The sequence below is a fragment of the Brachybacterium horti genome (assembly GCF_054777615.1).
Genome location: NZ_BAAHAM010000003.1, coordinates 349,315 through 368,822, shown reverse-complemented (window position 1 = coordinate 368,822; position 19,508 = coordinate 349,315). Strand labels below are relative to the sequence as shown.

The 19,508-nt window shown below is 73.7% G+C and carries 18 protein-coding genes; 14 read left to right on the top strand and 4 right to left on the bottom strand.

Going from position 1 to position 19,508, the window contains the following annotated elements:
- Positions 1 to 5 precede the first annotated feature (5 nt).
- Entirely contained in the window at positions 6 to 1,115 is a 1,110-nt protein-coding gene (locus ACYVAP_RS11075; protein WP_498860672.1) for a DUF4439 domain-containing protein, read from the bottom strand.
- A gap of 144 nt (positions 1,116 to 1,259) precedes the next feature.
- On the opposite strand from ACYVAP_RS11075, the gene rimP reads away from it, so the two are divergent.
- From rimP to truB, 7 genes are all read left to right on the top strand, one after another.
- On the top strand, positions 1,260 to 1,841 hold the full coding sequence (gene rimP, locus ACYVAP_RS11070; protein WP_498860671.1) for a ribosome maturation factor RimP: 582 nt from the start codon (positions 1,260 to 1,262) through the stop codon (positions 1,839 to 1,841).
- 1 nt (position 1,842) lies between these two features.
- Positions 1,843 to 2,832, top strand: a complete 990-nt coding sequence (gene nusA, locus ACYVAP_RS11065) for a transcription termination factor NusA (protein WP_137771272.1) — start codon at positions 1,843 to 1,845, stop codon at positions 2,830 to 2,832.
- A gap of 185 nt (positions 2,833 to 3,017) precedes the next feature.
- Complete coding sequence (locus ACYVAP_RS11060) at positions 3,018 to 3,317, top strand: YlxR family protein (protein ID WP_137771271.1); 300 nt, start codon at positions 3,018 to 3,020, stop codon at positions 3,315 to 3,317.
- A gap of 96 nt (positions 3,318 to 3,413) precedes the next feature.
- On the top strand, positions 3,414 to 6,311 hold the full coding sequence (gene infB / locus ACYVAP_RS11055; protein WP_264450662.1) for a translation initiation factor IF-2: 2,898 nt from the start codon (positions 3,414 to 3,416) through the stop codon (positions 6,309 to 6,311).
- A 63-nt stretch (positions 6,312 to 6,374) separates the two neighbouring features.
- Positions 6,375 to 7,508, top strand: coding sequence for a TRM11 family SAM-dependent methyltransferase (locus tag ACYVAP_RS11050; RefSeq protein ID WP_264450661.1), 1,134 nt, complete (start codon positions 6,375 to 6,377; stop codon positions 7,506 to 7,508).
- Entirely contained in the window at positions 7,505 to 8,002 is a 498-nt protein-coding gene (gene rbfA / locus ACYVAP_RS11045) for a ribosome-binding factor A (protein WP_498860670.1), read from the top strand. The genes ACYVAP_RS11050 and rbfA overlap by 4 nt, the downstream gene beginning before the upstream one ends.
- Positions 7,999 to 8,904, top strand: a complete 906-nt coding sequence (gene truB, locus ACYVAP_RS11040) for a tRNA pseudouridine synthase B (RefSeq protein WP_498860669.1) — start codon at positions 7,999 to 8,001, stop codon at positions 8,902 to 8,904. Before rbfA ends, truB begins: the two co-directional genes overlap by 4 nt.
- Positions 8,905 to 9,016: 112 nt before the next feature.
- On the opposite strand, the gene ACYVAP_RS11035 is transcribed toward truB, so the two are convergent.
- The gene (locus ACYVAP_RS11035; RefSeq protein ID WP_498860668.1) at positions 9,017 to 10,570 is read right to left on the bottom strand and encodes a L,D-transpeptidase; all 1,554 of its coding nucleotides are present in this window, start codon (positions 10,568 to 10,570) and stop codon (positions 9,017 to 9,019) included.
- Positions 10,571 to 10,848: 278 nt separating this feature from the next.
- Between ACYVAP_RS11035 and ACYVAP_RS11030 the strand changes: the two genes are divergently transcribed.
- The 6 genes from ACYVAP_RS11030 (at position 10,849) to ACYVAP_RS11005 (ending at position 17,511) form a co-directional block, all read left to right on the top strand.
- Complete coding sequence (locus ACYVAP_RS11030) at positions 10,849 to 11,865, top strand: bifunctional riboflavin kinase/FAD synthetase (RefSeq protein WP_264450656.1); 1,017 nt, start codon at positions 10,849 to 10,851, stop codon at positions 11,863 to 11,865.
- Positions 11,866 to 12,015: 150 nt separating this feature from the next.
- Positions 12,016 to 12,285 carry a 30S ribosomal protein S15 gene (rpsO, locus tag ACYVAP_RS11025; RefSeq protein ID WP_137771264.1) on the top strand — a complete coding sequence of 90 codons (270 nt, stop codon included), beginning with the start codon at positions 12,016 to 12,018 and terminating at the stop codon, positions 12,283 to 12,285.
- Between the two features lie 200 nt (positions 12,286 to 12,485).
- Positions 12,486 to 14,732, top strand: coding sequence for a polyribonucleotide nucleotidyltransferase (locus tag ACYVAP_RS11020; protein WP_259360405.1), 2,247 nt, complete (start codon positions 12,486 to 12,488; stop codon positions 14,730 to 14,732).
- A gap of 170 nt (positions 14,733 to 14,902) precedes the next feature.
- Positions 14,903 to 16,240 (top strand): M16 family metallopeptidase, encoded by a 1,338-nt coding sequence (locus ACYVAP_RS11015; protein WP_137771262.1) that lies wholly within the window; start codon positions 14,903 to 14,905, stop codon positions 16,238 to 16,240.
- A 53-nt stretch (positions 16,241 to 16,293) separates the two neighbouring features.
- Complete coding sequence (gene dapB / locus ACYVAP_RS11010; protein WP_264450654.1) at positions 16,294 to 17,064, top strand: 4-hydroxy-tetrahydrodipicolinate reductase; 771 nt, start codon at positions 16,294 to 16,296, stop codon at positions 17,062 to 17,064.
- Between the two features lie 21 nt (positions 17,065 to 17,085).
- On the top strand, positions 17,086 to 17,511 hold the full coding sequence (locus ACYVAP_RS11005) for a hypothetical protein (RefSeq protein WP_498860667.1): 426 nt from the start codon (positions 17,086 to 17,088) through the stop codon (positions 17,509 to 17,511).
- Positions 17,512 to 17,536: 25 nt separating this feature from the next.
- Here ACYVAP_RS11005 and ACYVAP_RS11000 read toward each other — a convergent pair whose 3' ends face one another.
- Positions 17,537 to 17,851 carry an AzlD domain-containing protein gene (locus ACYVAP_RS11000; RefSeq protein WP_498860666.1) on the bottom strand — a complete coding sequence of 105 codons (315 nt, stop codon included), beginning with the start codon at positions 17,849 to 17,851 and terminating at the stop codon, positions 17,537 to 17,539.
- Positions 17,848 to 18,642, bottom strand: coding sequence for an AzlC family ABC transporter permease (locus ACYVAP_RS10995; protein ID WP_498860665.1), 795 nt, complete (start codon positions 18,640 to 18,642; stop codon positions 17,848 to 17,850). The genes ACYVAP_RS11000 and ACYVAP_RS10995 overlap by 4 nt, the downstream gene beginning before the upstream one ends.
- A gap of 82 nt (positions 18,643 to 18,724) precedes the next feature.
- Between ACYVAP_RS10995 and ACYVAP_RS10990 the strand changes: the two genes are divergently transcribed.
- A complete protein-coding gene (locus ACYVAP_RS10990; protein ID WP_498860664.1) occupies positions 18,725 to 19,468 on the top strand; it encodes an HAD-IA family hydrolase in 744 nt (247 codons plus the stop codon).
- Positions 19,469 to 19,508 lie beyond the last annotated feature (40 nt).

Genomic DNA, 19,508 nt, shown 5'->3' with positions numbered 1-19,508 from the left:
ACGGCTCAGCCGTCGGCGCCCCGCTGCGTGATGTCCAGGGAGGGCAGCGGATCCATCGCGCCGGTGAGCGGGGCGAGCACGCCCGCCTCCGCGAGCGCGGCCGCGATCCCGAGCGGGCGCCGCGCGAACGGCGCGGCCCCGGTCAGCGCGAGGTGGGCGTCGAGCAGCGCGACGGCGACCTGCGCGGGGAGCTTCGCCGCGGTGTCGTCGTCGAGGGGCTCGACGGGGAGGACGTACACCGCCTTCCGCTCCACCACGGGGGCGCCGTCCTCCTCGGCGGCCGCGGCGAGGGCCGCGGCCCGGTCCCGGTGCAGCGTGCTCGCCTCCTCGTGCGCGGTGCGCTCCTCGTCCGCGGTGCGCGCCGCGAGGACCTCGTGCACGTATCCGGCGTACCACTCCTGGTCCTGCGCCGCCTCGATCGTGAGGTGGTAGTCGGACTCGGCGCCGATGGACGGCGGGTCGGTCTCGGGCACGGTCCGGGTGGGGACGATCTCCTCCGTCGCGGGCAGCGCGGCGACCTCGCCCGCTCCGCTCGCCGCGGCGAGCCGCAGCGCCGCCCAGTGCACGTGCGCGCCGATGGCGGCGACGGGCCGGGCGAGGGAGCCGGAGACCTGACGTGCGGCGGCGGTGCACAGCACCCGCAGATCGGACAGCGCCGCGACGAGGGCGGCGGCGTCGGCGGCGGGGGAGGCGGAGGGGGAGACCGTCGCCGTCGGGGAGCCGGCGGCCTCGGCGCTCGCGGCGTCCTCGAGCTCCGCGCCGGTGCGCAGGGAGTCACGCTGTGCGGGCAGGACGCCCACGAGCTCGGAGAGCACCTCGGCGGTCGCCGCGTCGGTCCCCGGATCCGTCGCCTCCGCCACGGCCCGGGCCCCGGCGAGGCAGGTCTCGAGGGAGGCGAGCAGGTCCTCGCGGTAGAGGTCGTCGATGCCGGGAGGGGGAGGGGTGTAGGGGGCCGGCCCGCCCAGGCGCACCGTGCCGCAGCCCGCGAGCGCGAGCAGCCCGGTCGACGCCCCGGCCACGAGCACGGCGCGGCGACCAGGCCGCGGAGCCGGTCGGCGGTGGGCGGACGGATCCCGGCGGCCGGGGTCACGAGGATCGGGGAGCAGGTGGGGCACGGGAGGATTGTCGCACCGGAGCCCTCCCGGGGCGCGCTCAGGGCGGTGGGCCACTATCCTGGGACGGTCCTCGCCGGCACCCCGGCGCCCGGACCCCACGCCCCGCTCCGCGCGGGCGCCATACGCAGGAGGAGAAGAGCGCCGATGAGCACCCTCGACCCGTATCCGGCCCTGCGGGAGGCCGCCGAGCGTCTGCTCGCGGACCACGATCTCGTGCTCGAGGACATCGAGGTGCGGCCCCGCTCCGGGATGCCGGAGATCCGCATCGTCGTCGACCTCCCCGAGGACCGCTCGGGCAGCGTGGACCTCGACGCCGTCGCGCTCGTCTCGAGGGAGCTCAGCGCCCTGGTCGACGAGGACGACGCGCTGCTGGGCCCCGATCCCGCGCTGCTCGAGGTGACGACCCCCGGCGTGGACCGCCCGCTCACCGCCGCCCGCCACTTCCGTCGTGCCCGCGGCCGCCTCGTCGAGCTGCGCACCGTGCAGGGTGAGGAGCACCGGGCCCGGATCCTCGCCGTGACCGAGGCCGAGGCGGTGCTCCTGCGCCCGGAGGCGGGCCGCGACGACCGCGGCCGGCCCCGCAAGCTGCCCGCCGGCACCCCAGACCGCCTCGAGATCCCCGTGGCCGACGTCGAGTCGGCGCGGGTGCAGATCGAGTTCGACCCGCCCGCCGATCTCGAGCAGCTGCTCGCCGAGGCCGGCCCCACCGCACCGAAGGAGAGTTGAGATGGACATCGACATGGGGGCGCTGCGCGCGCTCGAGCGCGAGCGCGAGATCAGCCTGCCCGTGCTGCTGGACGCCATCCGCTCCGCGCTCCACGCCGCCTACCTCCACACCGACCACCCGGTGCGGGACTCCGAGGTGCTGATCGACGAGCGCACCGGTGAGGTCGCCGTCATCGCCCGCGAGCGCGACGCCGAGGGCAACGTCCTCGAGGAGTGGGACGACACCCCGGAGAACTTCGGCCGCGTCGCCGCCTCCACCGCGCGCCAGGTGATCTTCCAGCGCATCCGCGACCTCGAGGACGACGCCGTGCTGGGCACCTACGCCGATCGCGAGGACGACATCGTCTCCGGCATCATCCAGCAGGGCCGCGACCCGCGGATGGTGCTCGTGGACCTCGGCGAGGTCGAGGCGGTGCTCCCGCCGCACGAGCGCGTCCCCGGGGAGGACTACTCCCACGGCAAGCGCCTGCGCGCGTACGTCACCGAGGCCCGTCGCGGCCCCAAGGGTCCCCAGATCACGCTCTCGCGCTCCCACCCGAACCTCGTGCGGCGGCTGTTCGCCCTCGAGGTCCCCGAGGTCGCCGACGGCTCCGTCGAGATCGCCGGGATCGCCCGCGAGGCGGGGCACCGCACCAAGATGGCGGTCCGAGCGACCGTGCCGGGACTGAACGCCAAGGGCGCCTGCATCGGCCCGATGGGCGCCCGCGTGCGCGCCGTGATGAGCGAGCTCAGCGGCGAGAAGATCGACATCGTCGACTACTCGGAGGACCCGACCACCTACGTCGCCAACGCGCTCTCGCCCTCGAAGGTCACGAGCGTCGTCGTGGTCGACGAGGTCGGTCGGGCGGTCCGCGCGACGGTCCCCGCGACCCAGTTCTCGCTCGCGATCGGCAAGGACGGACAGAACGCGCGTCTGGCGGCGAAGCTGACCGGCTGGAAGATCGACATCCACCCCGACGGCCCGGCCCCCGCGGAGGACGCGGGCGCCTGACCGGCGCACGGGCCCGGCGGGCCCGTGCGCGGGGTGGTGTGTCGCACGACTCCCCGGTGCCCGGCGCCCCGGGCGTGTCCGCTACACTGGACCAGCTGTCCTTCCAGGATTCCTGGCTGGTCCGTGCCCTCCGGGGAGGCGGATCGTCACCGGGGAGGGCGCTCGGAACGGAGAGGGAGGGACCGATGGCTGGCCCTTCGCCCCACCGTCCCGAGCGCACGTGCATCGGCTGTCGTGAGACGGCCCCGCGCGATCAGCTGATGCGTCTGGTCCGGGAGCCCGCTCCCGATGGGACCGCACCGCAGATCCGGCTCGACCCCCGCAAGGTCGCCCCGGGTCGCGGGGCCTGGCTCCATCCCGATGCGTCGTGCCTCGACCTCGCCCTGCGACGGGGCGGCCTCGCCCGGTCCTTCCGCGGCGCGGTGCGCACCGATCAGCTGCTCGGGGATCTCGAGGCTTTCGAGCCCACCATCCAGTGGAAGTAGAAGAACCCATGGACATCCGATGAGTACTCACTCATGAGCACCCTCTGGAATTAATGGTCCGAGCCCTTCTGTCGGCCGGACCGAGACAGGAGAAAAGTGGCTAAGGTCCGCGTCCACGAGCTCGCCAAGGAGCTCGGACAGCCCAGCAAGGTCGTCCTGCAGAAGCTGCAGGACATGGGCGAATTCGTCCGTTCCGCCTCGTCGACCATCGAGGCACCCGTCGCCCGTCGTCTGCGCGGGGAGTTCCCCGCCGGCTCCGGCGACTCCACCGCGTCGGCCCCGGCGCCGTCCGCCAAGCCCTCCGGCGCCCCGAAGCCCGGCGGAGCCCCCAAGCCCGGTGCCAAGAGCGCCCCGAAGCCGGGTGCCGCCCCGGCGCCCGCCGCCGAGCAGAAGCCTGCCGCCGAGGCCGCACCGGCCGAGCAGTCGGCTCCCGCCGCCGAGGCCCCTGCCGCGTCGGCCCCCTCCGCCGGTGCCGAGCGCCCCGCCGCGAAGCCCGCCGGAGCCCCGAAGCCGGGCGCCCCGCGCCCCGCGCCGAAGGACGAGCGCCCCGCCGCGAAGGAGGAGCGTCCCTCCGGCGCCCCGAAGCCCGGCGGTGAGCGTCCCGCGCCGCGTCCGGGCGGTGCCCGTCCCGGCAACAACCCGTTCGCCAGCTCGCAGGGCATGCCCCGTCCCGGTCGCAAGCCGGGCGGTGCCGGTGCCGGCGGCCGCGGCCCCCGCGAGGGCGGCGGCGCGCGTCCGGGCAACAACCCCTTCGCGAGCTCGCAGGGCATGCCCCGTCCGGGCGGCCCGCGTCCCGCGCAGCGTGACGGCCAGGGTCAGGGCCAGGGCGCGCAGCGTCCCGGCGGTCCCCGTCCGGGCGGTCCCCGTCCCGGCGGCCCGCGTCCGGGCATGCCCACGCCCGGCGTCATGAACCAGCACGCCCACGGCGGTCTCCAGGACGCCGCGAAGGGCGCCGACGGTCGTGGCCCCCGCGGCGCACGTCCCGGCGGCGGCCCCGGTGCCCGCCCCGGCGGCGGTCCCGGCGGCGGTGGCGGCCCCCGCGGCGGCCGCGGCGGTCGCGGCAGCACCCAGGGCGCCTTCGGGCGCGGCGGCAAGCCCGCCCGCTCGCGCAAGTCGAAGCGCGCGAAGCGCCAGGAATGGGAGCAGCAGCAGGCTCCCGCCCCGGGCGGCGTCTCGCTGCCCCGCGGCAACGGTGCGACCATCCGGCTGCGCCGCGGCGCCTCGCTGTCCGATTTCGCGGACCGCATCGACGTCAACCCCGCATCGCTGATCACCGTGCTCTTCGCGATGGGCGAGATGGCCACGGCCACCCAGTCCCTCGACGAGGACACCTTCGGCCTGCTGGGCGAGGAGCTCGGCTACAAGATCGAGATCGTCTCCCCGGAGGACGAGGAGCGCGAGCTGCTCGAGCAGTTCGACATCGATCTCGACGCGGAGCTCGCGGACGAGGACGACGAGGACCGCCTCCCGCGGCCCCCGGTCGTCACCGTCATGGGCCACGTCGACCACGGCAAGACCCGACTGCTGGACACGATCCGGTCCTCGAAGGTGGCCGCGGGCGAGGCCGGCGGCATCACCCAGCACATCGGTGCGTACCAGGTCGCGGTCGAGCACGAGGGCGCCGAGCGCGCGATCACGTTCATCGACACCCCGGGCCACGAGGCGTTCACCGCCATGCGTGCCCGCGGCGCCGAGGTCACCGACATCGCGATCCTCGTGGTCGCCGCGGATGACGGCGTGATGCCCCAGACCATCGAGGCGCTCAACCACGCCCAGGCGGCGAACGTGCCGATCGTGGTCGCGGTCAACAAGATCGACAAGCCGGACTCCAACCCGGACAAGATCCGTCAGCAGCTGACCGAGTACAACCTGATCGCCGAGGAGTACGGCGGCGACACGATGTTCGTCGACGTCTCCGCTCGCGAGAACCTCAACATCGACAAGCTGCTCGAGGCCGTCCTGCTCACCGCGGACGCGTCCCTCGACCTGCGGGCGAACCCCGACAAGGACGCCCGCGGCGTGTCGATCGAGGCGAACCTGGACCGCGGTCGCGGTCCGGTCGCGACGGTGCTGGTGCGGCAGGGCACGCTCCGCGTGGGCGATGCGATCGTCTGCGGTATCGGCCACGGCCGTGTGCGCGCCATGCTCGACGAGGACGGCACCCCGGTCGAGGAGGCGGGTCCGTCCCGTCCTGTCCAGGTGCTCGGTCTGACGTCGGTCCCCGGCGCCGGTGACAACTTCCTGGTCGCGGCCGACGAGCGCACCGCTCGTCAGATCGCGGAGAAGCGCGAGGCGGCCAAGCGCGCCGCGTCGCTCTCCAAGGTGCGCAAGCGCATCAGCCTCGAGGACATCACGCAGCACATGGCCGACGGCAAGATCGAGACCCTCAACCTCATCCTCAAGGGTGACGCCGCGGGTGCGGTCGAGGCGCTCGAGGAGTCGCTGCTGGGCATCGACGTGGGCGAGGAGGTGCAGCTGCGCATCATCGATCGCGGCGTCGGCGCCATCACGATGAACAACATCAACCTGGCCGTCGCCTCGGATGCCGTCATCATCGGCTACAACGTGCGCGCCGAGGGTCAGAACGCGGAGTACGCCGACCGCGAGGGCGTGGAGATCAAGTACTACTCGGTCATCTACAACGCCATCGACGAGATCGAGCAGGCCCTCAAGGGCATGCTCAAGCCGGAGTACGAGGAGGTCGAGCTCGGCTCGGCGGAGATCCGCGAGATCTTCCGCTCCTCGAAGTTCGGCAACATCGCCGGCTCGATCGTCCGCAGCGGCATCATCCGCCGCGGGGCGAAGGCCCGCATCACCCGTGGTGGTGTGGTCGTCTCGGAGAACATCGAGATCGCCGGTCTGCGTCGCTTCAAGGACGACGTCACCGAGGTGCGCGACGGGTACGAGTGCGGTATCAACCTGGGCTCGTACAACGATCTGCAGCTCGAGGACGTCATCACGACCTACGAGATGCAGGAGAAGCCCCGCAGCTGATCGTCGAGGGTCCGGGTGCCGCATCAGCGGCACCCGGACCTCCCGATCAGGAGGTGACCCGAGATGACCCGATCCCTCCTGGCGCTGCGCGCCCCCTCCGCGAACCGCGTCTACACCTCCGCCGCCGGGCCCCTCGTGCTCGCCGAGGCCCGCTGGGTCCTCGGTGCGCACCTGGGGTCCGGCGTCGCCGTGCGCGAGCGCCCGGTGGGTGGGATACCCGCCCTCGAGGTGTCCCTGACCGGTGGTGATGCGGACGCCGCGCGCGAGCTCCCCGCCCTGCTCTCCACGCTCTCCGCGACCTACGGGCTGTTCGAGCTCGTGGGGGACGAGCCGGGGGGTTCGGAGGAGCCGCTGCTCCGTCCGCTCGCGGTGCCCTCGACCCTGCGTCACCGGGACGACCTCGAGACCATCCTGAAGTACCCCGGCAAGACCAACGAGCAGTTCACCGCCCTGCTCGTGAACCTCGCCGCCGCGCTCTCCACGCGTCGCGCCGGACTGCGCGACGGCAGCCTGCGGCTGCTCGACCCGATGGCCGGCCGCGGCACCACCCTGAACCGTGCGCTGCGGCTCGGGCTCAGCCCCGTCGGCGCGGAGATCGACCGCAAGGACGTCGACGCCTACCGGGCGTTCCTCTCCACCTACCTGCGCACCCACCGCTACAAGCACACGGTCGCCGCGAGCCGGCTCAGCGTGCGCGGCGAGCAGCTCGGCACCCGCGTGGACGTCGAGCTCGCGGAGGACAAGCGCGTCCAGCGCGAGACCGGCGGCCAGCGCCTCACGCTGCTGGGCTGCGACACCCGACGCCTCGGCGAGCTGCTGCCTGACGCCTCGATCGACGCGCTCGTCGCCGATCTGCCCTACGGCGTCCAGCACGGATCCCGCTCCGCCGGCGGCTGGGACCGCTCCCCGCTGACGGTGCTCGAGGAGGTCGCGCCCCGCTGGCGCGCCCTGCTGCGCGACGGCGCCGGGGTGGCGCTCGCGGTGAACCGGCATACGCTGGACCACGCCGGCGCCTCCCGCGCGCTCGAGGCGGCCGGCCTGCGCCTGATCAGCCACGACGGAGCGTTCCGCCACCGCGTGGACCAGTCCATCGACCGCGACGTCCTGCTCGCGGTGCCCACGACCCACCCGCGGCTCGAGGAGCTCACCGCCCTCGGCGCCGCGACGGATACCCGTCCCCAGGAGGACCCCTCATGACCGAGAACCCCCGCGTGCGGCGCCTCGCCCACCGCATCCAGCAGATCGTCGCCACCCAGCTCGACACGAAGGTCAAGGACCCGCGCCTGGGGACCGTGACCGTCACCGACGTCCGCGTGACCGGGGACCTCCAGCACGCGACGGTCTTCTACACCGTGTACGGGACCGACGAGGAGCGCGAGGGCACCGCCGCCGCCCTCGAGAGCGCGAAGGGCATGCTGCGCCGCGAGGTGGGCCGCGAGACCGGCGTGCGCCTCACCCCGACCCTCGAGTTCATCCTCGACGCGATCCCGGAGAACGCCCGCTCCATCGAGGACCTCCTCGTGACCGCCCGCACCCGGGACGAGGACCTCGCCCGCACGAAGGAGGGCGCCGCCTTCGCCGGCGAGGAGGACCCCTACCGGACCCCTCGTGAGGACGTCGAGGATGACCTCGAGGACGACTCCGTGGAGCTCGACGCCGATGACGAGGTGCGCGGGGGCACCACCGCGTGAGCGGTCCCCACGGCATCCTCCTGGTCGACAAGGCGCCGGACCGCACGAGCCATGACGTCGTGGCCCGCGTCCGCTGGCTGCTCGGCACGAAGAAGGTCGGCCACGCCGGCACGCTGGACCCGATGGCCACGGGCGTGCTCGTGCTCGGCGTCGGCCAGGGCACCCGCCTGCTGACGTACCTCGTGGGTCTGGACAAGACCTACACCGCGACGATCCGGCTGGGCCGCGCGACGACCACCGACGACCGTGAGGGCGAGGAGCTCGGCGAGGTCGTCCCCGCCGCCCGCCTCACCGAGGCCCAGGTCGAGGCGGCGCTGGTCCCGCTGCGCGGGGAGATTCAGCAGGTGCCCTCGACCGTCTCCGCGATCAAGGTCGACGGGAAGCGCGCCTACGCCCGCGCCCGCGCGGGGGAGGACGTGCAGCTCGCCGCGCGCGGCGTCCGCATCTCCCGCTTCGAGGTGCTCGGGCGTCGTGAGGAGGGCCCGCACCTCGACCTCGACGTCGTGGTCAGCTGCTCCTCGGGCACGTACGTGCGTGCCCTGGCCAGGGACCTCGGCGCCGCCCTCGGCGTCGGCGGCCACCTCACGGCGCTGCGGCGCACCGCGGTCGGCCCCTTCGGAGTGGACGAGGGTCTGCATGTCCCCGCCCGCGGCGAGGGCGACGACGTGGAGCTCCCGCTGCGGGGCCTCGGGGCGACCGCAGCGGCGGTCCTCCCGACGATCACGGTCGACGAGTCCGGCGCGTCGGACCTCGCCGTCGGCCGCCCCCTCCCCGGCGCGGAGGGCACCTCCGAGCGGCCCGTCGCGGCCCTCGACGCGGCCGGCGCCCTGTGCGCCGTGGTCCGCGCCGAGAAGGGCCGCTGGAAGCCGCTGCTCGTCGTCCCCATCGACGCCCGGAGCTGAGCGGAGCCCGGCGCCGCTCGGCCCGCCGTCGCTCGCTCCGTCCCCGCCGCACGCACAGCGCCCCCGACCGGATCACCGGACGGGGGCGCTGCGCATGCGGGGGAGGGGATGGTCAGCGATGGACCTCGACCCGGGTGCCCATGCCGCCCCAGTCGTAGAGCCACTTCGCATCGGACACCGGCAGGTTGATGCAGCCGTGCGAGCCGGAGTAGCCGAAGGAGGAGCGCCAGGGCGCGCCGTGAAAGGCGTAGCCGCCGTGGAAGTACTGCACCCAGGGGACGTCCTCGGTGTAGTAGTACTTCTCGTGGCCCACCGGGTAGCGGGAGGCGTTGGTCATGTCCTGCTTCTCGTAGGTCAGGTAGACCTCGAACGAGCCCTCGACGGTCTCGTAGCCGGACTTGCCGTCGACCATCGAGCGCGGGCCCCACACGGGGGTGTCGCCGACGTAGGCGGTCACGGTCTTGTCGGAGAGGTTCACGTCGATCCACTTCTCGCCGGTCGGCGTGGCGTTCTCCTCCTCCTTCTCCTCGGAGTCCTCGGAGGTGGCCTTGTCCTTGTCGTCCTTGTCGTCCTTGTCGTCCTTGGTCTTGTCCTCGTCATCCTCGGCGGGGGCGTCGACCTTCTGGATCTCGGCGGCGACGGACTTCGTCTCGAAGGTTCCCTCGAAGGGGCTCGTGCCCTGGAGGGAGGAGATGAGCTGGTCCGCGACGGCGTCGGTGTTCGTGATCTCGACGCCGTCCTGCTTCTCGGCGACGACCTTCACGGTCTTGCCGGACTCGTCGACCTGCTCGATGCCGTCCTTCTTCTCCTTGGTCCGCTTCTCGGCGCGCTCGGCGACCCAGTCGCGCACGGCGTCCTCGTCGACGGAGACCTCGAGGGCGGATCCGGCCTCGTCGGCGGCGACCGAGAGCCAGCTGCTCCGGCGCTCCTTCGAGATCTCGAGGACCTCGCCGTCGGCGTCCTTGATGACCATCGACTGGTCCAGGAGCGAGGCGATCTCGCCCACGGTCTTCTCCGCCTCGTCGGTGGTGATCGCGGGGGCGATCTCCTCGATGGGCTGCTCGACGGTGAAGGACTCGAGGGAGGCGGCCTTCTCGGTGACGGTGTCGACGAGGGCCGTCGGGTCGACGCCCTGGCCGGCGGTGCCGGGCACCGCGTTCCAGGTGCCGGCGTCCTCGTCGTACTCGACCTTCGCGTCGACCGGCTGGGTGCGGTCCGCGGGGACGAGCCCCTTCGCGACCTCGGCGGCCTTCTTCTGGTCGACGTCCACGACCGGCGTCACGGCGTGCTCGCCGGACCAGGTCGAGGCGACGACGTCGGGGAGTGCCCGGTCGCGGTCGAGCGCGGAGGCGGCGGTGGCGTCGGCGTCCACGCTCACGCCGAGATCGGCGAGGGAGACGTCCTTGCTGTTCTCGCCGGCGTCGATCGTGACGGTGACGTCGTCGGCCTTCCCCGCCACGAGGGCGGCGATCTCCTCGGCGCTCTTGCCGGAGACGTCCTGGCCGAGCACCGTGGTGCCGGGCAGCGCCTTGCCGTCGAACTGCTTGGCGTACGCCAGCGCGCCGCCCGCGAGGATCACCGCGAGCACCGCGAGGATCGCGAGCAGCACGAGGGCCACGCGCCGGCGGCCGTGGCGGCCCGTGGCCGTGTCGGTCACGTTCGTCATGGTCATCGTTCCGTTCCCGGGCGGCGTCGGTGCCGCACCGCGCGCTCGCGCGGAGGCGACGGGGAGAGCCCCATACCACCCTTTCCTGTCCACGATAGCCGAGCCCGGTACCCCGGGGTCCTGCAGGACTCTCCGATGTTCGTCACAGGGAGGTCACATCGCGGCCGCGCGGCCGCCCGCGGGCCGGGAGCACCGGGGTTACAGTGGCCCACGGCGCCCGGGAGCCCCCGCGCCACCGCCGTGGGCCGCGCGCCCTGCCCGGAAGGATCCGCTGCCCCGTGACCCCCACGCCCATCTGGCACTCCCCGGCGGAGGTGCCCGCGGACCTCGGCCCGACGGCGGTCTCGATCGGCAACTACGACGGCGTCCACCGCGGCCACCGCGCCGTGCTCGACCAGCTCGTGCGCCATGCCGAGGCGCGCGACCTCGCCCCCGTGGCCCTCACCTTCTGGCCCCACCCCCGCCACGTCATGACCGGCGTCGCGGAGCCGCCCCTGCTCACGGGCCACGCGGACCGCGACCGCCTGCTCCTGCTCGCCGGGGTCGCGGGCGTCCTGGACCTCGAGTACACCCTCGAGTTCGCTCAGCACAGCCCCGAGGACTTCGTGCGCACCTTCCTCGTCGAGGGGCTCGGCGCCCGCTGCGTCGTGCTCGGCGAGGACGCCCTCTTCGGCAAGGGGAACTCGGGGACCATCCACACGATGCGCGCGCTCGGCGAGGAGCTCGGCTTCGAGGTCGTCACCGTCGCGGACGTCGGCCCCGAGGGAGAGGGGAGCGGCCGTATCTCCTCCTCCGCGATCCGCGCGGACCTCCTGCGGGGCGACGTCGCCGCCGCCGCGGAGATGCTCGGCCGCCGCCACACGGTGACCGACACGGTCCACCACGGCTTCCAGCGCGGCCGGGAGCTCGGCTTCCCCACCGCGAACCTCGGCCCGCACCCCGCGGGACTCGTCCCGGCCGACGGCGTCTACGCGGGCCGGCTGACCGTCCTCGAGCAGGACCCCCGCCACGAGGGCTGCCCGCCGCTCGCGGGCGCGCCCGCGACGATCTCGATCGGCACGAACCCCACGTTCACCGTGGACGGCGCACCCCAGCGGGTCGTCGAGGCCTACGTGCACGGCGACCACACGCTGGACCTCTACGGGGACACCGTTCGGCTCGAGTTCGTGGACTACCAGCGGCCCACGCTGCGCTTCGAGTCCGTGGACGCGCTCGTGGTCCAGATGCACGAGGACGTCGAGGTGACCCGCCGCACTCTCGAGGTCGACGCCTCCCGGCCGGAGAGCGCCGGCTGATACCCTGGCCATGCCGTGACATCGGCCGCGGAGAGCAGTCCGCACCCCCTCGCAGCACCCTTCCCGGGAGAGCCGCGCGCGGGCAGGACGCTCGCACAGAGAGCCCGGGTCAGCAGGACCCGCGGCGCCGCGCAACGACCAGGGAGAGCTATGGCATTCGACACCGCCACCAAGCAGCAGATCATCGCGGAGTACGGCACCTCGGAGGGTGACACCGGCTCGCCCGAGGTCCAGATCGCGCTGCTCACCCACCGCATCACCTACCTGACCGAGCACCTCAAGTCGCACAAGCACGACCACCACACGCGTCGTGGCCTGATGCTGCTCGTCGGCCAGCGCAAGCGACTCCTGAAGTACCTCCAGGGCGTCGACATCGAGCGGTACCGCGCGCTGATCCAGCGCCTCGGCATCCGCCGCTGATCCTCACCGCCGCTCGCCCTCCGGGGCGGGCGGCGGTTCGATGTGCCCGCACTTCGGCGGGCACCGGAACCCCGCCCCCGACCAGGTTCGGTCCTCGGCAGTGACCTGCGGAGCGGATCCCCGCGATCCGATCCCGCGCGTGACTGACGATGGCCGCACCGGCAGGGGCACCACCGAACACAAGGAGATACCTCATGGCCATGGAAGGCCCTGACATCACCGCGACCACCGCGGTCATCGACAACGGCTCGTTCGGCCGTCGCGAGGTCCGCTTCGAGACCGGCCGCCTCGCCCAGCAGGCCGCCGGCGCCGTCGCCGTCTACCTCGACGACGACACGATGGTCTTCTCGGCCACCGCCGTGTCGAACAAGCCCAAGGACCAGTTCGACTTCTTCCCCCTCACCGTCGACGTCGAGGAGCGGATGTACGCCGCGGGCCGCATCCCCGGCTCCTTCTTCCGTCGTGAGGGCCGCCCCGGCACCGACGCGATCCTCGCCGCGCGCCTCACGGACCGCCCGCTGCGCCCCGCCTTCGTCAAGGGCCTGCGCAACGAGGTCCAGGTCGTCCTCACGGTCATGGCCTGCGCCCCCGACGACGCGTACGACGTGGTGGGCATCAACGGCGCCTCCGCCTCCACCCAGATCTCCGGCCTGCCCTTCTCCGGCCCGATCGGCGCCGTGCGCATCGCGCTCATGCCGACCGCCCAGGGCGGCCAGTGGGTCGCGTTCCCGACCTTCGCCCAGCTCGACGAGGCCGTCTTCTCGATGGTCGTCGCCGGTCGCATCGTCGGCGACGACGTCGCGATCATGATGGTCGAGGCCGAGGCCACCGACAACTCCTGGAGCCTCATCAAGGAGCAGGGCGCGATCGCCCCCACCGAGGAGGTCGTGGCCGAGGGCCTCGAGGCCTCCAAGGTCTTCATCCGCAGCCTCTGCGAGGCGCAGATCGAGCTCGCCCGCACCGCCGCCAAGCCGGTCCGCGAGTTCCCCCTCTTCCTGGACTACCAGGAGGACGCCTACGGCATCGTCGAGGGCGCCGTCTCCGAGCGTCTCGCCGCGGTCATGCAGATCGCCGCGAAGACCGAGCGCGAGGAGAAGACCGAGGAGCTGCTCGCCGCGGCCCTCGAGGAGCTCGCCGGCGAGGGCAAGCCGCTCGCCGGCCGCGAGAAGGAGGTCTCCGGTGCCTACCGCGCCCTGACCAAGAAGCTCGTGCGCCAGAAGATCCTCACCGACGGTGTGCGCATCGACGGCCGTGGGCTGCGGGACATCCGCCAGCTCTCCGCCGAGGTCGAGGTGCTCCCGCGCGTGCACGGCTCCGCCCTGTTCCAGCGCGGCGAGACCCAGATCCTGGGCGTCACCACGCTGAACATGCTCAAGATGGAGCAGCAGATCGACTCCCTCGGGCCGGTCGACCGCAAGCGTTACATCCACCACTACAACTTCCCGCCGTACTCCACCGGCGAGACCGGCCGCGTCGGCTCCCCGAAGCGCCGCGAGATCGGCCACGGCATGCTCGCCGAGCGCGCCCTGGTGCCGGTGCTCCCGGGCCGCGAGGAGTTCCCCTACGCGATCCGCCAGGTGTCCGAGGCGCTCGGCTCCAACGGCTCCACCTCGATGGGCTCCGTGTGCGCCTCGACGCTCGCGCTGCTCAACGCCGGTGTGCCGCTCAAGGCCCCCGTCGCCGGCATCGCCATGGGCCTGGTCTCCGACCAGGTCGCGGGCGAGACCAAGTACGCCGCCCTCACCGACATCCTCGGTGCGGAGGACGCCTTCGGGGACATGGACTTCAAGGTCGCCGGCACCTCGGAGTTCGTCACCGCGATCCAGCTGGACACCAAGCTCGACGGCATCCCGGCCTCCGTGCTCGCCGCCGCGCTGTCCCAGGCCCGCGAGGCGCGCCTGCACATCCTCGGTGTCCTCGCCGAGGCGATCGACACCCCGGACGAGATGTCGCCGCACGCCCCGCGCGTGCTCGCCGTCACCATCCCGGTGGACAAGATCGGCGCGGTCATCGGCCCGAAGGGCCAGATGATCAACCAGATCCAGGACGACACGGGCGCGGACATCACGATCGAGGACGACGGCACCGTCTACATCGGCGCGACCGACGGCCCCTCGGCCGAGGCGGCCCGCTCCGCGGTCAACGCCATCGCGAACCCGCAGGTCCCCGAGGTCGGCGAGCGCTACCTCGGCACCGTGGTGCGCGTGGTGGACTTCGGCGCCTTCGTGTCCCTCACCCCGGGCAAGGACGGGCTGCTGCATGTCACCCAGCTGCGCAAGCTGAACGACGGCAAGCGCGTGGACAGCGTCGAGGACGTCGTCAAGGTCGGCCAGAAGATCGAGGTCGAGATCCGCGAGATCGACGCGCGCGGCAAGATCAGCCTCGCCGTGGTCGAGGACGACGCCCCGGAGTCCTCCGAGGCGCCGGCGGAGACCCCCGCCGAGTGATCCCCTCGGGGGAGCGGTGACCCGGAGCGATCCGGCCACCGCCCCTCCGCCGCCGAGGGCGGCACTCCGCACGGGGTGCCGCCCTCGGCGCGTCCGCGCCCGGCACGCGGCGCGTCCGCTGTGAGCGAGGACTCGGACGTGACCCCCTGCGGGCGTGGAACAATCGATCGATGCCTCTCGACCTCGCCTTCGACGACCCCGCGTCCGACGTCCTGCTCGACCCCGCCGCCGGGGTGCGCCGCAGCGTCCTCCCCGGCGGTGTGCGGCTGCTGACCCAGACCGACCGCTCCGTGCGCAGCGCGACCGTGGGCCTCTGGTTGCCCGTCGGGTCCCGCGACGAGCGACCCGAGCACGCCGGCTCCACGCACGTCCTCGAGCACCTGCTGTTCAAGGGCACCTCCCGTCGCAGCGCCCTCGACATCGCCGCCGCCTTCGACGAGGTGGGCGGCGACTCCAACGCCGTCACCGCGAAGGAGCACACCCTCTACTACGGGCGCGTGCGCTCCGCGGACCTCCCCATGGCCGTCGACGTCCTCACCGACATGATCACCTCGAGCCTGCTCGAGGAGGAGGCGCTCGCGACCGAGCGCGAGGTGATCCTCGAGGAGCTCGCGATGGCGGAGGACGACCCGCAGGACGTCGGCTACGAGACCTTCCTCGCCGACGTCCTCGGCCCCGACACCCCGATCGGGCGCCCCGTCGGCGGCACCGCGGAGACCGTCACCGCGCTCGGCATCGAGCAGGTGCGCACCCACTTCCGCGAGCACTACCGCCCCGAGAACCTCGTGGTCACCGCCGTCGGCGACCTCGACCACCACGAGCTGGCCGCGTGGATCACCCAGGGCCTGCGCCGCGGCGGCTGGGACCTCGCGGAGGGCGCGCTGCCCCGCCGTCGCCCGCGCCAGGACGCGGCCCTCGCGGGCGGTCCCGCCCTCGGCGCGGGGGAGGTCGCCGCGCTCGCCCCGCACCGTCTGGACCGTCCCGCCGAGCAGAACCACATCTACCTCGGCGGCACCGGGATCAGCGCGGTCGACGAGGACCGTCATGCGCTGTCCGTGCTCATGTCCGTCCTCGGAGGCGGCATGTCCTCGCGGCTCTTCCAGAACATCCGGGAGCAGCGGGGGCTCGCCTACTCCGTCTACTCCTTCAGCGCCGGGTACCGCGACGCGGGCCTGTTCGGCCTGTACGCCGCCTGCCGCCCCGCGCGCACCGCGCAGGTCGTCGAGCTGCTCGCGGCCGAGCTCGCCACGATGGGGGAGCGGGGCGTGGACGAGGACGAGATGCGCCGCGCGCTCGGGCAGATCACCGGGTCCTTCGCGCTCGGCCTCGAGGACACGAGCAGCCGCATGGGCCGGCTCGGCACGATCGAGCTCGTGCACGGCCGCTACTCGGGCGTCGACGAGACGCTCGCCCGGATCGGCCGGGTCACCGCAGCGGAGGTCCAGGAGCTCGCCGCGCGCCTCTCCGCCTCGTTCTCCACGCGGGTCGACGTCGGCCCCGCCGCCTGATCCCCACCACCCGCCCCCTGTCGACCGCCCCGCTTCCGCACGAAGGAGCCCTCATGCCCGGCACCCCCGCCTCCCGTCCCCTCCGCGTCGCCGTCCTCGGCGCCTCCGGCCGCATGGGCTCGGAGGCCTGCCGCGCCGTCGACGGCGCCGAGGACCTCGAGCTCGTCGCCCGGATCGGCCGCGGGGACGACCTCTCCGCCGTCGTCGACGCCGGGGCGCAGGTCGCCGTGGACCTCACGGTCCCCGCCGTGACCGCGCAGAACGTCGACTTCCTCGTCGAGCACGGGATCCATGCGGTGGTCGGCACGACCGGCTGGGACGACGAGTCCCGCGGTGCCCTGCGCCGCCGCCTCGAGGGGGCGCCCGGGGTGGGCGTGCTCATCGCCCCGAACTTCGCGATCGGCGCGGTCCTCACCGCGCGCTTCGCCGAGATCGCCGCCCGCTACTACGAGAGCGCGGAGATCATCGAGATGCACCACCCGGACAAGCTCGACGCGCCGTCGGGCACCGCGGTGCACACGGCCGCGGCGATCGCCCGCGGCCGCGCCGCCGCGGGACTCGGCCCCGTTCCGGACGCGACCGAGAAGGATCCGCAGGGTGCGCGCGGCGCGGTCGTCGACGGTGTCCACGTGCACGCGGTGCGCCAGCGCGGGCTCGTCGCGCACGAGGTCGTCCAGTTCGGCGGGGTGGGGGAGCAGCTGGTGCTGCGCCACGACTCCTTCGACCGGGTCAGCTTCATGTCCGGGGTGCTGCTGGGCGTCCGCGAGGTCGGATCGCGGCCCGGTCTCACGGTGGGCCTGGACGGCTACCTGGACCTGGGCTGAGGGCGAGGGGGGAGCGCAGCGATGCGTCAGAAGCTGATGGTGGCGGCGCTGGTCCTCATCACCGCCGCGTACGCCTGGGGCCTCGGCTGGATCGCCTGGGGGTTCTGGAGGGCGGGTGGTGGGATCGGGATCGGTCTCGCCCTCGCGGTGCTCGTGCTGCTCGTCCTCACGGTGTGGGTGACTTGGCGGGAGGTGCTGTTCGGCCTCGAGGCCGGGGGCCTCGCGCGGCGCTACGCCGGCACCGCCGTCGAGCACGAGGAGCCGCGCGAGGAGTTCGAGGCCGCGCGCGCCCACCTCGAGTCCGCCCCCGGCGCGGAGGAGGACTGGCGGGGCTGGTTCCGCCTGGCCCTCGCCTACGACGCCCTCCGCGACCGCAGGCAGGCCCGCGCCGCGACCCGCCGCGCGATCCGGCTGGCGCGCGAGGAGCGGGCGGGCGCCCGGTCCTAGCCCCGCAGCCCCCGGCGCGGCCGGCTCAGCCGATCCCCGCGGTCCGCAGCAGGGCGGTGACGGCCGCGGCGCCGATCACCACCGCGAGGAACGGGGCGCGCAGGATCAGCAGCACCACTGCCGCGGCGAGACCGGCGAGACGCGCGTCGAGCACGATCGCGGTGCCGGAGGTCGCGACCTGCACGGCGACGAGCGCTCCGAGCAGCGCGATCGGCAGCAGGGTCGTGATCCGGGCGATCCGCGGCCGCTCGAGGAGCTCGGGCGGCACCTGGTAGCCGATCCACTTCTGCACGAAGGCGCCGATCGAGGCGGCGATCACGCCGATCCAGAGCATGCTCATCGGGTCCCCTCCTCGAGGTGCTGCTGCTCGGCGCCCCGGGACCGTGTCCGCACCCGCATCCCGGCGGCGACCGCGACGAGGGCCGCGGCGAGCACGGGCAGGCCGGCGGGCAGCACCGGAGTGGTGAGCAGGGCGACGAAGGCGGCGGCGACGGCGATCGCCACGGCCTCGCGCCGCCGGAGGCGCGGCCACAGCAGCGCGAGGAAGGCCGCGGCCGCCGCCGCGTCCAGCCCCCAGGCCCCCGGATCGGCGATGTGCTGCCCGGCGATGGCCCCCACGAGCGTGAACAGGTTCCAGAACACGTAGACCGCGATGCCTGCGGCCCAGAATCCCGCGCGGACGCCCGCGGGGGTGCGCCCGGTCGCCGCGGCCGCCGCGGACTCGTCGATCGTCAGCTGCGCCCGGGCGAGGCCCCGGAGACCGCCGCGGGGGAGGTCCCGGGTGAGGACCAGGCCGTAGAGCGTGTTGCGCACGCCGAGCAGGAGCGCGGCGAGCGCGGCCCCGATCGCCGAGCCTCCGCCGCCCACGACGCCCACGAAGGCGAACTGGCTGCCGCCCGTGAACATGACCGCCGAGAGCACCATCGCCTGCCACAGGTCCAGCCCGGAGGCGGTCGCGAGCGCGCCGAAGGAGAGCCCGTAGAGGCCGGTGGCCACGCCGATCGAGAGTCCGGTGCGGCGCGCCCTCGCGACCTCCGCGGCCTCGTCGGCCACCTCCGGACCGCCCTCCGGACCGAGGCCGCGCGCGGCGTCGCCGGACACGGGCTCGAGCGGGGACGGATCGGGGCGCATGATGCATCCCACTGTACGATCACCTGCACCGATGCGGGCGCGGCGTCCGCGGCCGGGAGTCGCTCCGTGAGACCGTGGACGCATGACCTCCCCCTCCTCCGCCCCGGGCCCCGCCGCCTCCGAGCCGTCCTCCCGGGAGGACGCGCTGCCGCTGGTCGCGGATGCCCTCCTGCTCGACATGGACGGCACCCTCATCGACTCGGGCCCCTCCGTGGAGCGCGCCTGGGGGACCCTGCTGGCGGAGCTCGACGCCCCGCGCCCCTTCGACCACACGATGCACGGGCGGCCCGCACGGCAGATCCTCTCCGAGCTGCTCCCGGAGCTGGACGCGGAGCAGATCGACGCCGCGCACCGCCGCATCGAGGAGCTCGAGATCGCCGACGTCGCCGGGATCGTCACGCTCCCCGGCACCCGCCGCGTGCTCGAGGAGCTCGAGGCCGCCGCGGAGCAGCTCGGCCGGCCCACCTGGACGATCGTCACCTCCTGCACGCGCCCGCTCTTCGAGGCGCGCTGGGCGCGCACCGACCTGCCCGTCCCCGCCCACCTCGTCACGGCGGACCAGGTCACCCGGGGCAAACCGGATCCGGAGCCGTTCCTGCTCGGCGCCCGCCGGCTCGGCGTCCCGGGGGAGCGGACGATCGTCGTGGAGGACTCGGCCGGTGGCCTCACCGCGGGCCGCGCGGCGGGTGCGCTGACGGTGGCGCTGACCACCACGACCCCGGCGGATTCCCTCTCCCCGCTCGCCGATGCCCTCGTGACCTCCCTCGACGACCTCGAGGTGACCGTCGTCGAGGGCACGCTGCGCCTCGGGCGGCGCGGGGCCTGAGGGTCCGTCGTTGATAAGCTCGAGCGGCCGATCGCGGTGC

Coding starts and splice junctions, on each gene's coding strand:
- ACYVAP_RS10995 (WP_498860665.1), bottom strand. CDS start 18,642: ATGCGCCCCGATCCGTCCCCGCTCGAGCCCGTGTCCGGCGACGCCGCG.
- ACYVAP_RS11015 (WP_137771262.1), top strand. CDS start 14,903: ATGCCTCTCGACCTCGCCTTCGACGACCCCGCGTCCGACGTCCTGCTC.
- rimP (WP_498860671.1), top strand. CDS start 1,260: ATGAGCACCCTCGACCCGTATCCGGCCCTGCGGGAGGCCGCCGAGCGT.
- ACYVAP_RS11060 (WP_137771271.1), top strand. CDS start 3,018: ATGGCTGGCCCTTCGCCCCACCGTCCCGAGCGCACGTGCATCGGCTGT.
- ACYVAP_RS11000 (WP_498860666.1), bottom strand. CDS start 17,851: ATGAGCATGCTCTGGATCGGCGTGATCGCCGCCTCGATCGGCGCCTTC.
- rpsO (WP_137771264.1), top strand. CDS start 12,016: ATGGCATTCGACACCGCCACCAAGCAGCAGATCATCGCGGAGTACGGC.
- ACYVAP_RS10990 (WP_498860664.1), top strand. CDS start 18,725: ATGACCTCCCCCTCCTCCGCCCCGGGCCCCGCCGCCTCCGAGCCGTCC.
- ACYVAP_RS11035 (WP_498860668.1), bottom strand. CDS start 10,570: ATGACGAACGTGACCGACACGGCCACGGGCCGCCACGGCCGCCGGCGC.
- ACYVAP_RS11050 (WP_264450661.1), top strand. CDS start 6,375: ATGACCCGATCCCTCCTGGCGCTGCGCGCCCCCTCCGCGAACCGCGTC.
- nusA (WP_137771272.1), top strand. CDS start 1,843: ATGGACATCGACATGGGGGCGCTGCGCGCGCTCGAGCGCGAGCGCGAG.
- ACYVAP_RS11005 (WP_498860667.1), top strand. CDS start 17,086: ATGCGTCAGAAGCTGATGGTGGCGGCGCTGGTCCTCATCACCGCCGCG.
- ACYVAP_RS11020 (WP_259360405.1), top strand. CDS start 12,486: ATGGAAGGCCCTGACATCACCGCGACCACCGCGGTCATCGACAACGGC.
- dapB (WP_264450654.1), top strand. CDS start 16,294: ATGCCCGGCACCCCCGCCTCCCGTCCCCTCCGCGTCGCCGTCCTCGGC.
- rbfA (WP_498860670.1), top strand. CDS start 7,505: ATGACCGAGAACCCCCGCGTGCGGCGCCTCGCCCACCGCATCCAGCAG.